Source organism: Pseudomonas sp. A-1 (assembly GCF_004801855.1).
Classification (GTDB): Bacteria; Pseudomonadota; Gammaproteobacteria; order Pseudomonadales; family Pseudomonadaceae; genus Geopseudomonas.
On record NZ_SSTC01000001.1, the window covers coordinates 54,472 to 68,863 of the forward strand.

Here is a 14,392-nt window from a genome sequence, read left to right on the forward strand (position 1 = left end):
AGATCAACAGATCCCAGTACACCACACATCAATTCGACCCCGCGTTAAGATGTTGCAAACGGTACCTTTGATAAAGGTAAGGGGTGATTCCCCAGCGACGAAAACCCTTGCCCCAAGGCCGCCCAAAAATATCAATGCGGCAAAACCATTCGCTATTACGCTGAAAACGTGACTCGACACGCGAAGCGAAATTTTGTGCCTCATCAAGAAGTTCGAAGTCTATCAGTAATCCAAGATATTCAGCCTGGTCATATAAGTCCCAGCGAAATGGATCCCTGTGTGAGCGGTGACTAAATCGGCGGCACAGATTGTGTTGAGGGTCATATAGGTAATTTCGAACATATAGCCATCCATTGTTGATTGCTGGCTGGGTGAGCGCTTCCAGATTAGGTAGTAATTTTTGTGTTTTTAAGAGATTTTTTATTACAAAGCAGGAGTGAAAGCCATCGATAAAATTGCCGGGAGCGTCATCAGCGTAATAGAACCAACTCCCATTTTCCTGCTGCTGAGCCAGAACCCAGTTAATCAGGCGCTCGGCACGCTCCGTGGCCAATGCTCTGATCTCATCATTCCCATAAACGGCATGCAGTGCGTAAGCAAGTGCGGCGTAACTGTTCGCGTTGACTACCATCCGGGGCTCTCGAATAGGCGCATAGGAAAGCGCCAACTCCGAACTGGTTGAATGCATGACCTCCAGAGTTTCAAGAAAATCCCAAGTCTGCTCAAAAAGCCGATCCGCCTTAACTTTAAACTCTGGTAGGCACGCTATGTCGAGAAGTGCCTCCATTACATAAGGCGTATTGGTGATGTAAGGAGTATTCGCTGGATAGACGCCATTCTTTGAGAACCAGGAGAATGGCAAGCCCCAAGCACAGTCACGTACTCTTGTGGTAGTGAATACATCAAGTGTTTCGCGTGGCGTGAGGTCGCCGGATAAATATCGCATTGCCTCGACATGCGCAAATATATTAGGCTTAACGCTCATGTATTTACGCAAGTGATTGGGGGCTATGATCTCCAGGATCCCTATCAAGGGAACAATCACTGATGACTTCTTTTTTCCCTGCGTCCACTTGATTTTGAGATCACCCAGGCTGGGCAATGACCAAATATCGTAAGGGTCGTAGTATTTCATTCAATATCCTTGCGGTAGCGTATAATCTTGGCTGGCACGCCAGCCGCAATACTCCAATCAGGTAGGTCTTTGGTAACTACCGATCCAGCCCCAACAATTACGCCGGTGCCAATATTGATCCCCGGCATCACGATGACGTTTTGACCAATCCAGACATCGTCTGCAATTACTGTAAGTTTTCGTAAAGTATCGCCCTGCTGTGCCATCGGTATGTCGGTGCGAGCATAATTGTGCTGCCTGTCAAGTAAAACTACTCCTGGCGCAATCATTACATCGTTACCAATCCGGGCGGATTTAATCGAAGTGTTCTGATTGATCTGGCAGCGATCTCCGATATGCAAATCGGGTCGAAAGCCAACATCGATACCAGGCTCCAGCTCACAGTTAATACCAATGCGACAGCCCATTCCGATCAGGATGTAGCGGCGCAAATTGCTAAATAAAAAACCACCCGGCCAAAAGCTATGAGGAAGCCTCATTGCAATCAGTCTATAAAAGCATATGAAAAGAACAGATAAAGGCTTCACAATACTTGCCTGCTTCGTCTGGTAAGATTTAATGTTATATAAAATTTGAATTGGCGTGGAATAAACTTGTCGAATAAGCTCTATAGGATTTTTGATGTGCCTCAAGTGTTTCACGCGCGAGCGCAGCGCCAGCTATCAGGTTTACTTGCTCTGATGATGCTTAGATTTTTCTTCTAATGTGGAGTAAAATATCGACTCTAAGCTTCGTGCAACTTTTGAAGCGGCAAAGTGGTCGCGCGCAAAGCTTTTGTTGAATTCAGATGTTTCTTGTAATAGTACATCGCTTTCTAGGAATTTACGTATAGCTAGGGCGAAGTCCTCAGGGTTCTTGCTGCTAATCAGTTCGCCCATGTCTCCGTCAATAAAGAAATCGCAAATTCCTCCGACTGGTCGTGTAATAACGGGCAAGCCAAAGGCCATCGCCTCCAATATAGAAGTAGGCATGCCTTCCCCGTGCCACGTTGGTAGTAAGTAAATGTCAGACTGCGTGAAGGCCTCCGATAGCGCTGAGCCAGAGAGTACTCCACAGAACTCGACGTGATCTATTCTCTTGTCAATTACGAAGCGCTTTGCATCTTCCAAAGCACCTCCGTTACCCACGACTTTAAATCGCAAATCAGGAAAATCCGATTGCAGAATTTGAAATGCCGAGAGAGCAACAAAAATTCCTTTTTCCTCCTCTATTCGGGCGAGAAAAAGCAAACTTTCAACATGGTGTCTCGCTCGAATATCTCGGCCCACTATCAAACGATCATCGAATTTCGTGGTCGTTAAAAATGTCGGCGTGTGGATACCCCATTCCAGTAACTGCCTCTTAAAGGATGAGGCAAGCACTATGAAGCAATCAGCTCTTCCATAAATCCAAGAAAAAAGTTTCGGGCTACGGGATATTTTCTCGGCAAATTCCGATTCCCAGCCATGGAAAAAAACTATCTTTTTGACCGAGAAAAAACAGGATATCATCAAGAATAGTCCGTCCCTTATTGTTGCGTTTGCTATTAGGGATGGATTTAAAACAACTGCGTCGTAGCGGCCGAATGATAGTTTAATTGCAAACTTTACGAGGTCAAATGGGAGGCAAAATATTCCAGGGAGTCGCTTTCGCGATCCAATGTAATTGTAGTGAATTGTGTTTTTCCAGTAAGGAAAAAGCCCTTTGTAATGATTTGCAACTCCGCCGAGCAGGCTGGTGTCAGGTGTGTTGATTAGTACTTTCAAAATTACCTACCATGAGTCAGTCATCGTTTGGCTTAAAGTGGTTGTGAAGCGCTATTGGTTGATAGATAAGGTTTTTGATGCAGGGTGATCGCAAGGGCTAAGAAGCTTTATGTTGATTAAGTTTAGTGATATTTACGTCTTGGTTTGTTGTCATATTTTTAACGAGTAATCACGAAAAGCAGCGCTGACACAGAAGTCAGAACTTAATTTATTATAAGTTATTCATGTCGCTTTTCAGACTATCTCTAAAAACTTACATCTGCACTGTGCCAGACAGCGACAAAGGCTGCTTCTGGCATTCATGCGCCGGGCTAAGTGCTCGCAGGGCATCCCGCATGGCAGGTCGCGGGATGTGACCGATCAGGCCATTTTCAGCAGGCACCCCGGTATCAATAGGATGTGAGCTCATATAGTCTTTCGTATTTTTTTACTACTGAAGAAGATGATAGATATTCCTTCAGATGCGGATATGGGATTTTACTTTTCGCGGTTGATAGACTTTTTAAAAACTCGACAACGGGGGGGGTGCTACCGTCAAAATATAAAACACCGCGACCTTCAAAAATATGCTTATTTTCACCGAGATAGCCAACAGGTGATGCAATAATAGGCAAGTTGGCTGCGAGCATCTCCAGTGGCGCCAAGCCAAATGTTTCTTCTTCGGACAGAAAAATACCCGCGTGGTGAGTACTGTAGAGTTCGGCTATTTCAATGGGAGGGGTCTGGCCAAGAAAACGAACACAGGAGTTTAGATCGTATCTTTCAATTATATTTCTTAGCTGATTATAGTGCTCTTTGTTGTTGATAGGGCCAGCAATAGATAGGCAGGCATCAATGCCATGGTCTCGCAATGATCGTAGTAAAAGCAATATTAGATCTATTCTTTTTTTTGGATTAACAACAGAGCAAGTGATTAAACTTATCTGGTCGGTAGGCTTAGGTTCAAAGCTATTTACCTTAAAAAAAACCTCATTCAGAGGGTTGTCAATAATAATCGTTGGTGTATTTGTTTCGCCAGTCAGGGCCTTCTTCAAGATATTGCCTACACATGTAAACTGATCGACAAAGCGTTTTGCTATGGCAGGTAAAATATTTACATACAGTAAGTCATTTAAAAGACTTTCCTTTTTTCGGCCTATCCATTTATAGGCGTGTAGAGTAGCTATACGAAAATACTTGCTGCTAACGCCTATAAGCCATACCAATTGGTGTGAATGCACGATGTCTGGTTGAAAATTTTTTATTTGCTGATGAACTCGGTATAGCTGAGAGAGAATTCCAGGTGCGAAGAGTTTTCCCAGATTTTCATTGGTGGGCGCCATAACTATACTTATATTTTTCGTTAGCTGAAGAGGCAGCTCGTTATACGTTGATTTTGAGGTAGGGTCGAAGGCCAGGACGCGGTATTCATACTTTTCAACCGGATCCTTGATCATCGTCTTGAGTAATTCCTGACAGACAGAGTCAACGCCGCCAGCATTTTTTTTTCCAAAATCTAATGTGGATATCGGCATTATCAGCAATATTTTCTTTTTCACATCATGAACCTTTTATGGCCAACGGTCGGATGCATCACCTGGCGCTTACTGTCTGAAATTCGTGCATCTTTTTAGTTAGATACAAGGACAGAAGGAATACAGCCAGTGCTGCAGTCTTAACGCTCAGTGAATTATTGGTGCTTGCCGCCAGAAGAAAAGTCAGAATGACGATTTTATATTGTAAAGATGAACCTTCAGCAAGCCATTTCGTGAGCGAAAAAAAGCCATAAATTAAAACACCAAAAACCGGCAAGCCCAAGGTAACAATTAACTGAATCCAGAAATTTTCAATAATTGAAACTGACGAAAGCCTTGCCACAAGCTGCGAGAAACCTTCCGATCCGGCTCCTAATAAATAGCTCCCGGCATCGACGCGAAGCAGGAAGTCAACAGCATCTAGTCGAGCCATAGCAGACGCATCAAAAGTGAGTCTGGATGCAATGCCAAAGCCTATATGGGTATGGAAAATTGCAAGATAAAATCCGATAACCAGTAAGACGACTAAAAAAGGAAGAATAACCACATACAACAGCCTGTTTTTTTTGCTCAGTTTTCCTGTGAATGCATAAGTCCAGAGTATCAAAAAAGTGGCTAAAATATATACTGCAAGAGAAGCTCTAGTCGCGAAAGCCAATAATGCCAAAAGACACAGGATGAATATATTCCATCGCCAGAAACGGCTAATAGGTGAGATAAGAGCCACCAAGGCAACGGAAATCGTTATTAAAGCATTATTCAGGGGGTGAGCCATAAGCGCATTGGCCCGAAAAAACCAGTATGTTCCCGTTAAAGGGTTAGGAACAAGGTGGCTTCTGGTTGTGTACTCATAGATGGCAATTGAAGAGTTTAGGGTGATGATGTAAATAATAGCTTTGAATAGCTGCGTTGTGTGTTTTTTGTTTAGGTGGGCTGCAAGGATTAATGCTATCAATGAGTAGAGGTAAGTGTCGATGAAGTAAGCTGCCCCACCTATGCCCCACATGATAACTGTGTATAACATGGTAATGCAGGTGCATATGGTGGCTATAAAAATGGACTTGTTATTTATTGCGAAGTTAGATAGGAGTTTTCCGTAGCCGATGGCCCCACCAAGGATCAGCAGCGACGCAATTATCACCCAAGTGCCAGGGTGGATTTTTAAAACCGGATTTCCGCCTTCGCTTGTGTAGGGGTATATGTTGTTAAGAATCGTGTCGCCCAGTACCAATCTGAGACTTATAGATAATGCCAGTAGGTAAAAGGCAAGTGCAGAAGCAGATATTGTGTGGCGAGATATATTCAACTCTAAGGCCCAGTCAAAGTCTAACGAACGCAATCTGTAAGGCGTAATAAAGTTCTTTTAAATAGGTTTTTTGCCAGCATTTTTATTGGCAAGTTGGTGATTTTCATTGGTCGGCAGCAAAGTAGTCCCAGCCCGTTTGAATAAATTCCAATTATCAGGTTGGTGGCTTCAGTCAGTTCCTCAGAGTGATGAGTGCTTATAAAGTCAATGTCGTCAAATCTGCACGGGGGGCTATCAAGCTGGTTTCGGTATAGCTGGGTAATGTTCAGCAAGGAAATATCATCAAAATTTTTATATATTTGTAGTGCGGCGGCGTAAGCGCGGAATGTATCAACGTAAGCTGAGTCATTTCTATTGTTGGCTGTCACGCTATGGGGGTTGACGACGTACTCATGAAGCATGTCTTTCATTAAATAGATTGATCGTGCTTTTTGGAATACGCCAATGTTGGTTATCATGTCTTCGTTGATTTTTTGCCTCCATGGTATATTGTCTAAAGGTAAGTTTTTAAGTATTTCGGCTCGGTACAGTTTGTTCCATAATGCACCATCACCAAACTCGAGGTTACAAAAACGGCTAAATATATCTTGGTTGATTCGCTGATTTTTTTTAAAAGACGTCCTCTTTCTTAGTCTTTTTCTCTCTGGGCTTACTTGGTACGATCCGCATATGACCACATCAACGCTCTGAGAAATTGCTGCGGTATGCAGTTTTTCGAACATGTGCTCCGTTGCTATGTCATCTGCGTCTAGAAAGCCAATCCAAGGTGAAGAGGCTACTTTAATGCCAGCCAATCTTGCCTGATAAACGCCTCTATTTTCGTTAAATCTTATGGTCTTTATATTTTTGTTTTTTGTTGCCAAGATTTCAATTTTTTTCCAAGAGTCATCTCTTGATGAGTCGTCGACCAAAATAATTTCTAATGCAATATTTTTTTGCCTCAATAGTGAAGTTATTGAGGCTTCAATTCGGTTTGTTGCGTTGTATATTGGTACAATAACTGAAATATTTGGGGTTGTCATTTTTAGTTATTCGTGGTGCTGTGTTTTAGGAAATTTATTCCAAAGTAGGACGCAGAATTTAATTTTTCAGTTAGATTTTTTGGGGCTTCTTCAAGAATGAATTTTTCATTTTTAAAGGGCATTTTTTTGTTTGATAATAGCTTTTCGCATTCAAAACTTCTGGATAGGGATTCAATTCTCGCCTGGCCGCGTCCCTCATTCCTTATGACGAAAAATGGCTTCCCAAATATAATTGAGAAAACCATTCCGTGAAAAGAATCAGTTACCACATAGCGGCAATTGGCAAACCCAGCTAACCAGTCCAGGCAGCTCGGCATAATGAAGCTATCTAGGCTGCCTTGGAATTCATCAGTCACACTTAGTCGTGCCTGACAGGAATAAACCGGCTCATCCAACTGCTCGCTGGCTTGCTGTGCTAGAGTCTGTTTGGCCGGTGTTTTATCGAGGAAGTAGGTGTAAACGCCGTAGGGTTTGCTGCTCAGCCGCTCGGGGCCGATCAGTTGCTGGTAATCGGCCTTATCCAGCAGCAGGGTGGGGTCAAGTACGTGGCTGGCTTCTACACCAAGGTGTTTGCGGCACAGCTCGACGCCTGAGTCCTCGCGCACGCTGATGGAGTCGAACCGTTTGGCCAACGCCGCGCAGCGTCGGGTCTGCTCTTCGGTAAACTCCCATTCGTCCACGCCGAAGGATGATGCGTAGGCAATACGCTTAATTTCGAAGCCTTCAAGAAAATCGAGAAAGAAGTTTTCAATGTTCGGTGAATATTGGGGGCGCCAAGTTTGGTCGCTACCGACGATCACTGCGTCGTATTCCTCGCGGACAAAATGCGCCTTGAGTTTTGCAGTGCTGCCAAGTGGTTCAGATATGCTGAGGTTTTGGTCAATAAACGCTCGGGTGTGCTGCAGAATGGTCGGCAGATGGCGCTCGAAATTGATCGGGGCTTTGCGTTTGCCCAGTGCCTTTTGCAGTGTGCGATAGCCAAGGCGGGCAGCATGGTAAGCTAGACCTTTAGCATCCGGTTGGCGGTCAATAGTAACTGGGTTATGCCCCATGCGTTTAAGCACCTGCTGCAGCGCCCAAGCTTGCATGATGCCACCGTAGTTTGTTCCCAGAGGCTGGGTCATGATTGCTATTTTCATGCTTATTGATGCTCTACATTTTTCTGCTTTTTTTAATTTGTAGAAAAATTAAAAAATTTTCTACATGACTTGGTTGTAATTTTGGATAAATACTTCTTTTCCAGGTTGTCAAGCCCAAGCAGGTAAATCGTAATAATCGTGCTGGTGACATTAATAAGTAGCCCAAGAAAAAGAGTCAGGCCGCTCGCGCTTTCAAAAACCATAAGATAATTAATTGTCCCAGCAGTAGAGGAAACCATAATGACGCGACTGATAGTTAGTTTCAGGTAACGGACCACGGCCATACCTGTCAGACGCCGCAAGATAATCAGGCGAGCGAATAATGCAGTCGCTTCAAAAATGATGCTCGTCCAGAGCACCAGAGTCGGCTTTTGCCAAATAGTCAACGCTAGGAAGGATAGTGGCACATTGCAAAGCAATAACCCACCGACCACGGTCTGGTATAAGCGGATCTTCCCTGTGGCTTGGGCTAAGGTCATCATGGGCCGTGATAGGGATTCGATCAGTGAAGCGATGATTGTTAGTCTCAGAAATACTGCAGCGTATTCTGGGGGTGCCGCCAGCCAGATACCCAGCAGTTGCTCGGTATAAAGAAGTACCGGCATAGCGAGGGTGAGCAACAGAAAGAAGTTGTATTTCGATGCTTTCTGAACCAGTTCGTGCATCTGCTGATGCTGCCCGGCAGCGTATTGCTTGATAATCTGCGGATTGATAGCTGCTTGGACGTTCGACACGAATTGATTCAATGCACCATTGGCCTGAGAAGCGATGCTACGACCAGCATTGACGGCAGGGCCAAAGAAGATATTAAGCAGGACGTTATTACCATGCCCGGACATGGCTGCCGCCAGGTTTCCCCAGGTGCTCCAAGCGGTAAAACCGAGCATGCTGCGAAATCGCTCGCCATCCCAACCCCACTGCAACCGCACCGCCGGGAAGAGGGTGTGGTTGATCAGCAGGTAGCCGCTGAAGCTGATCAGTGCCACGCCCAACAACAGCGCGGCGTAGGTGCTCAGTTTGTCAGAGGCCAAGTATGACAATAGCAATACCGCCACCAGCTTGAGCAGTACATCGGTCATGCTCATCAGAGCAAACAGTCCCATGCGTTCGTTGGCCATGAGCATTGCGGTCAGGGGAACTGTCATCACGCTGACGGCAAATGCAGCGATCGACAGGTGATAGGCCGTGAGCGCGGCATCCAGCCGGTCGGGTGGGATGGTCAGTTGGGTACTGACGAACCAGTAACCAGCCGTTTCGGCCAGCAGCGCGATGCACATTGCCATCAGTGCGTGAATCTGCAGGCTGGTATTGAACAGACTGCGCAGATTGCTGCCCTCGTTCTGCCCGAGGTCAAAGGCAAAATAACGCTGGGTAGCAGTGGTCATCGCGCCTTGCATGAAGCCCAGCAGGGCCACAAAACCGGCCACCACATGGTAGGTACCAAAATCCTCGATACCGAGCACCTCCAATACAACGCGGGAGGTATAGAGGCCGACGGCCATGGCCAACAGCATGCGCATGTACAGCATGGCCGTGTTGCGCAATATGCGCTTGTGGTTGCTGGCTAGCATGGTTTCAGCACGACTCGATCACGCCGCGGGTATCCACCAGAGCTTTCTGGCTGAGTGCCGTCTTGCTCATGGTCCTGAATTCCTTGTGATCTACCAGCAGCACGATCACATCCGCCTCAGCCTGCGCTGCCTCGATGTTGGTCAGATTGAGCTTGCCTGTCAGCTTGCCCGGCAGTTCCTCGATATTCGGCTCCACAGCCACTACCGGGCCGGGATGGCTGGCAGCGATCTGCTGGGTAATTGCCAATGCCGGGCTTTCGCGCAGATCGTCGATATCCGGCTTGAAGGCCAAGCCGAAGCAGGCAATGGTCACATCCTTGGCAGTTTTTTCCGGATTGGCCTGGAGGAATTCGGCAACCGCCAGCTTGACCTTGTTCAATACCCATTCAGGCTTGCTGTCGTTCACTTCGCGGGCGGTGCGAATCAGGCGGGCTTCTTCCGGGGTCTTGCTGACGATGAACCACGGATCTACAGCGATGCAGTGGCCGCCGACGCCCGGGCCGGGCTGGAGGATATTGACGCGCGGGTGGCGGTTGGCCAGGCGGATCAGTTCCCAGACATTGATATCCAGCTTGTCGCAGATGATCGACAGCTCGTTAGCGAAGGCGATATTGACGTCGCGGAAGCTGTTTTCGGTCAGCTTGCACATCTCGGCGGTACGCGCATTGGTGATCACGCACTCGCCTTCGACGAAGATCTTGTACAGGGCTGCTGCGGCCGCCGAACACTTGGGAGTCATGCCGCCGATGACCCGGTCGTTCTGCACCAGTTCGCGCAGCACGTGGCCCGGCAGCACGCGCTCGGGGCAGTGGGCGATGCGGACATCGGAGTCTTCGCTGTGGGTCTGCGGGAAGCTCAGGTCCGGCCGGGCTTCGGCCAGCCAGGCGGACATCTGTTCGGTGGCGCCGACCGGGGAGGTGGATTCGAGGATGACCAGGTCGCCCTTTTTCAGCACCGGGGCGATGGCCTTGCTGGCGGACTCGATGTAGTCCAGGTCCGGCTCATGGCCATCCTTGAACGGGGTGGGTACGGCGATCAGGAAGGCATCCGCGGCTTCCGGGATAGTGGTGGCACGCAGGTAGCCTTCGGTCACGGCGGCATGTACCACCATGTCCAGGTCGGGCTCGACGATATGGATTTCGCCGCGGTTGATGGTGTCGACGGCCTTCTGGTTGACATCGACGCCGATGACGCGCTTCTTGCGCGAGGCGAACACGGCGGCGGTGGGCAGGCCGATATAGCCGAGGCCGATGACGGAGATGGTCTGGAAGGGCATGGGTCTTTCTTCCTTGAGTTGTCAGGATATATGTGGGGTGTGGCTTGTCCCCTCCCCCCTCTCTCCGAGGGGGAGGGGAGTTAGGGCGAAAGTTTGTTGATCAGCGCTTGGCGAGCAGGGCTTCAAGGATGCGCTGGCAGGCCTGGCCGTCGCCGTAGGGGTTGTGGGCGAAGCTCATGGCGCGGTAGGCGTCGCTATCCAGCAGCAGGCGGTTGAGTTCGCTGACCATGTTGGCGACATCGGTGCCGACCAACTTGACTGTACCGGCTGCTACTGCTTCGGGACGCTCGGTAGTATCGCGCATCACCAGTACCGGCTTGCCCAGCGAGGGTGCTTCCTCCTGTATCCCGCCGGAGTCGGTGAGGATGATGTGCGCTCGGCTCATCAGATGCACGAAAGGCAGGTAGTCCAGCGGCTCGATCAGGTGGATGTTATCGATGCCCCGGAGCAGGCGGTTGACCGGTTCGCGCACGTTGGGATTCAGGTGCACGGGGTAGACGATGTCGACTTCCGGGTGTTGCTGTGCGACTTCCATCAGGGCCTGGCAGATACGCTCGAAGCCACCGCCGAAACTCTCGCGACGGTGCCCGGTGACCAGGATCAGCTTGCGGGCCGGGCTGAGGAAGGCGGAGGGGGCAGAGGCGCGTGCATGCAGCTCGTGGTCTTCGTCCAGGCGCTTGACCACATCCAGCAGGGCATCGATCACGGTATTGCCGGTGACGACGATTTTCCCCGGATTGACCCCTTCGTTGAGAAGGTTGTCCCTGGAGTTCTCGGTCGGGGCGAAGTGCAGGTTGGCCAGCGCACCGGTCAGCTTGCGGTTGGCTTCTTCCGGCCAGGGCGAGTAGAGGTTGCCGGTGCGCAGGCCGGCTTCGACATGGGCGACAGGAATCTGGTGGTAGTAGGCTGCCAGGCTGGTCGCGAAGGTGGTCGCGGTATCGCCGTGCACTAGCACCATGTCCGGCTTGAACTTGCTGAAAACACCCTTCATGCCCTGCAGGATGGCGGTGCTGACGTCGGTCAGGTCCTGGCCGGGCTTCATGATGTTGAGATCGAACTCGGGCTCGATCCCGAACAGGTCGAGCACCTGGTCGAGCATTTCGCGATGCTGCCCGGTGACGCAGACCTTGGCGTCGAAGCGCTCGTCGGCGGCCAGGGCGAGGGCGAGGGGGGCCATCTTGATGGCTTCGGGGCGGGTGCCGAAGACGCAGAGGGTTTTCATGGGGTAGTCCTGGAGAAATGTTCTGCGGATTCCTTGCGGAGCGTCGCGAGCAGGTTCGCTCCCGCGCAGGAAGAGCTTTGGCTGGTTTCAGTAAATATCTTTGGAAAGCAGTGTGAACGGTGTCTTGATCAGGATCTTCAGGTCCAGCCACACCGACCAGTTGTTGATATAGGCCAGATCCAGCTCGACGCGCTTTTCCATCTTGTCCAGGGTTTCGGTCTCGCCCCGGCAGCCACTGACCTGTGCCAGGCCGGTGATGCCGGGCTTGATGCGGTGGCGGGTCATGTAGGCGTCGATCTTGCCGGTGTAGTAGTCGTTGTGTGCCACAGCGTGCGGGCGCGGGCCGACCAGCGACATGCGCCCCTGCAGCACGTTGATGAACTGCGGCAGTTCGTCGATGGAGGTGCGGCGGATGAAGCGGCCGATGGGGGTGATGCGGTCGTCGTTGCGGGTTGCCTGCTTGACCACCTGGTCGTCATGCATGCGCATGGAGCGGAACTTCCATACCTCGATGACCTGGCCGTTCCAGCCGTGGCGCTTCTGCTTGAAGATCACCGGGCCAGGGGAGGAGCGCTTGACCAGTAGGGCGATGGTCAGCATCAGCGGGCTGAGGGCGAGCAGTGCCAGCAGGGCGAAGACGCGGTCCATCGCCGCCTTGGTGAAGGCGGCAGTGGGGTAGGCGGTCAGTGGGCTCTCGTTGAGATGGATGGCCGGCAGGCCGCCGATGTCGCTGACCGAGTGGTTGAGCAGCATCATGCTGGCCAGATCGGGAATCCATACCACGTCGACGTTGGCGTCCAGCAGGTCGATGTACAGGCCCTCGATCTGCTCGGCTTCGGCCAGCGGCAGAGCGATGTATAGCCGGCGGATGTTGTGCTCGGCGATCAGCGCGCGCAGGTGCTCGAGTCCGCCCAGGACGGGGTAGAGGCTGTTGCTGGGAAGTTCGGACCTGTCGGAGGCGACCAGACCGACCAGGGGCTCGTGCCGCTGGCGTACCAGCTTGTCGGCCAGCTCTAGGGCGAGGTCGCCGGTACCGACGATCAGCGAGGTGCGCTCAGTCTGCAGCTTCTGGTGATAGCGACGAGATACGTGCTGCAGCGGCAGGTAGGTGCCAGCCTGGATGGCGAAGCCGAGCAGCGCCCAGGTCAGGGTGACTTCGCGGGAGAACAGTTCGCTGGTCTTGGTGACGAAGGCAACTGCGGTGAGGCCGGCCAGCAGCAGCAGCCAGCCGCCGAGCAGGCGGCCAAGGCCGGTGAGGTAGCCGTGGCGCTTGTCGTAGACGCGCAGCAGGGCGTAGGCGGGCACCGAGGCAAGCACCGCGAATACGGCGAGGGTGCGGTAGGGGGTGCCGAGCTCGCCGGTCTTGATGATGGCCAGTGCGCCGAGCAGCAGGATGGCCAGGGTGATGGCTACTAGCCATTGACCCCAGAAGGTCAGGCCGCGGCCGCCGGGCAGGATGGTTTCGCGTTTGCGGGTCACGGGATGAGCCTTGCTCTGGAGTGGAACGCTATAGCCCCGGGAGTGGGCATCATGCCGCTGGAGGCTTGTTCTGACCAATGGCGCGGTCATGACTCTGCGGTGCGGGGCCCGGGGAGTGTCCTGGTGGGCAGTGGAGGTCTTGGGCATCGTCCTGAGCCTGTGTGCGGGCAGCGGGCGCATGGATTGCGCCGCGCTGCGGGTGACTGGGGTGCTATTGGCAGATCTTGCGATCCTGCTTCTCGGTGGCAGCGAGGTTGTCGCACAGCACCTCGGTCATGCCGGTTTGGCCGGCGATTTCGAGCAACTTCCGTGCCTCGCCTGTACTGTGTTTCACGGTCATGCGTGCGGCTTCGAGAGTCGCCTGGCGCTGTTGCGTGTCCAGTTGCGGCCAGGCGATCAGGCCGATTTCCGCCCGGCTGCGGTTGATGGCGAGGCGCGTCGGGCCGAGGTCGCGGGCTTGTTCGAGGGCATGGGCGAACTCGCCGTCGAACTCGAGCAGGTAGAGCTTGGCGTAGGCCAGGGCGGTCCAGTTGTCCGGCCAGGTCGGACGAACCCGGCTGGCGGCGCGGAAGGCCTCCAGGGCGGCGCGGCGCGACTGCTCGGCCTCGGCGGCCCCGAACGGCTGGCGGTACTGTTTCCACTGCTGGACGTGACCGAGGCGCTGCAGGTATTCGCCATTGTCGCCGGGATGGAGATCGACGGCGCGCTGCGCGGCGTCATGGGCGATCTGCCAGGCACGCGGGCTGGGCTCTTCGCCCTTGACGGTCCAGTCGTCGAGAAAGGCCTGGGTCTGGTAGGCCGCGATGGCGGCGAGCAGCAGGCGGCTGCCGGTGTAGAGCAGCGGCAGGCTGAGGGCGATGGCCAGCAGGATGGCGAAGCGCTGGGCGAGCGGCTTCGCGTCTTGCGTGGTGCTGCGCGAGCGGTTGCGGCGCCGACTGGGGAGCGGGACGGTGGTGGTCATCGAGCTGGGGCGTTCTTCTGCG

Annotated in this window: 11 protein-coding genes and 1 pseudogene; all 12 read right to left on the reverse strand. The window is 51.8% G+C overall.

Annotated elements, in window-relative coordinates:
- Positions 1 to 28 precede the first annotated feature (28 nt).
- Entirely contained in the window at positions 29 to 1,135 is a 1,107-nt protein-coding gene (locus E5198_RS00250) for a hypothetical protein (RefSeq protein ID WP_136488008.1), read from the reverse strand.
- A pseudogene (locus E5198_RS22270) lies at positions 1,135 to 1,308 on the reverse strand (DapH/DapD/GlmU-related protein); the annotation flags it as partial. The pseudogene E5198_RS22270 and the gene E5198_RS00250, both read right to left, overlap by 1 nt.
- A 495-nt stretch (positions 1,309 to 1,803) precedes the next feature.
- Positions 1,804 to 2,880, reverse strand: a complete 1,077-nt coding sequence (locus E5198_RS00260) for a glycosyltransferase family 4 protein (protein ID WP_136488009.1) — start codon at positions 2,878 to 2,880, stop codon at positions 1,804 to 1,806.
- A gap of 389 nt (positions 2,881 to 3,269) precedes the next feature.
- Complete coding sequence (locus tag E5198_RS00265; RefSeq protein ID WP_136488010.1) at positions 3,270 to 4,418, reverse strand: VpsD family glycosyltransferase; 1,149 nt, start codon at positions 4,416 to 4,418, stop codon at positions 3,270 to 3,272.
- A 34-nt stretch (positions 4,419 to 4,452) separates the two neighbouring features.
- Complete coding sequence (locus E5198_RS00270; protein WP_305956025.1) at positions 4,453 to 5,733, reverse strand: VpsF family polysaccharide biosynthesis protein; 1,281 nt, start codon at positions 5,731 to 5,733, stop codon at positions 4,453 to 4,455.
- On the reverse strand, positions 5,721 to 6,722 hold the full coding sequence (locus E5198_RS00275; RefSeq protein ID WP_136488012.1) for a glycosyltransferase family 2 protein: 1,002 nt from the start codon (positions 6,720 to 6,722) through the stop codon (positions 5,721 to 5,723). The genes E5198_RS00270 and E5198_RS00275 overlap by 13 nt, the downstream gene beginning before the upstream one ends.
- A 2-nt stretch (positions 6,723 to 6,724) precedes the next feature.
- Positions 6,725 to 7,861, reverse strand: coding sequence for a polysaccharide pyruvyl transferase family protein (locus tag E5198_RS00280; RefSeq protein WP_218569021.1), 1,137 nt, complete (start codon positions 7,859 to 7,861; stop codon positions 6,725 to 6,727).
- Between the two features lie 32 nt (positions 7,862 to 7,893).
- Positions 7,894 to 9,432 (reverse strand): lipopolysaccharide biosynthesis protein, encoded by a 1,539-nt coding sequence (locus E5198_RS00285; protein ID WP_136488013.1) that lies wholly within the window; start codon positions 9,430 to 9,432, stop codon positions 7,894 to 7,896.
- Positions 9,433 to 9,436: 4 nt separating this feature from the next.
- Positions 9,437 to 10,708 carry a UDP-N-acetyl-D-mannosamine dehydrogenase gene (gene wecC / locus E5198_RS00290; protein ID WP_136488014.1) on the reverse strand — a complete coding sequence of 424 codons (1,272 nt, stop codon included), beginning with the start codon at positions 10,706 to 10,708 and terminating at the stop codon, positions 9,437 to 9,439.
- A gap of 100 nt (positions 10,709 to 10,808) precedes the next feature.
- Positions 10,809 to 11,930, reverse strand: coding sequence for a non-hydrolyzing UDP-N-acetylglucosamine 2-epimerase (gene wecB, locus E5198_RS00295; RefSeq protein WP_136488015.1), 1,122 nt, complete (start codon positions 11,928 to 11,930; stop codon positions 10,809 to 10,811).
- 87 nt (positions 11,931 to 12,017) lie between these two features.
- Positions 12,018 to 13,409, reverse strand: a complete 1,392-nt coding sequence (locus E5198_RS00300; protein WP_256658918.1) for an undecaprenyl-phosphate glucose phosphotransferase — start codon at positions 13,407 to 13,409, stop codon at positions 12,018 to 12,020.
- Between the two features lie 211 nt (positions 13,410 to 13,620).
- Complete coding sequence (locus E5198_RS00305; protein WP_136488017.1) at positions 13,621 to 14,370, reverse strand: hypothetical protein; 750 nt, start codon at positions 14,368 to 14,370, stop codon at positions 13,621 to 13,623.
- Positions 14,371 to 14,392: the final 22 nt, after the last annotated feature.

Excerpts from the sequence above, each read along its gene's own strand:
- E5198_RS00250 (WP_136488008.1), bottom strand. The coding sequence starts at position 1,135 with ATGAAATACTACGACCCTTACGATATTTGGTCATTGCCCAGCCTGGGT.
- E5198_RS00275 (WP_136488012.1), bottom strand. The coding sequence starts at position 6,722 with ATGACAACCCCAAATATTTCAGTTATTGTACCAATATACAACGCAACA.
- E5198_RS00280 (WP_218569021.1), bottom strand. The coding sequence starts at position 7,861 with ATGAAAATAGCAATCATGACCCAGCCTCTGGGAACAAACTACGGTGGC.
- E5198_RS00285 (WP_136488013.1), bottom strand. The coding sequence starts at position 9,432 with ATGCTAGCCAGCAACCACAAGCGCATATTGCGCAACACGGCCATGCTG.
- wecC (WP_136488014.1), bottom strand. The coding sequence starts at position 10,708 with ATGCCCTTCCAGACCATCTCCGTCATCGGCCTCGGCTATATCGGCCTG.
- wecB (WP_136488015.1), bottom strand. The coding sequence starts at position 11,930 with ATGAAAACCCTCTGCGTCTTCGGCACCCGCCCCGAAGCCATCAAGATG.
- E5198_RS00305 (WP_136488017.1), bottom strand. The coding sequence starts at position 14,370 with ATGACCACCACCGTCCCGCTCCCCAGTCGGCGCCGCAACCGCTCGCGC.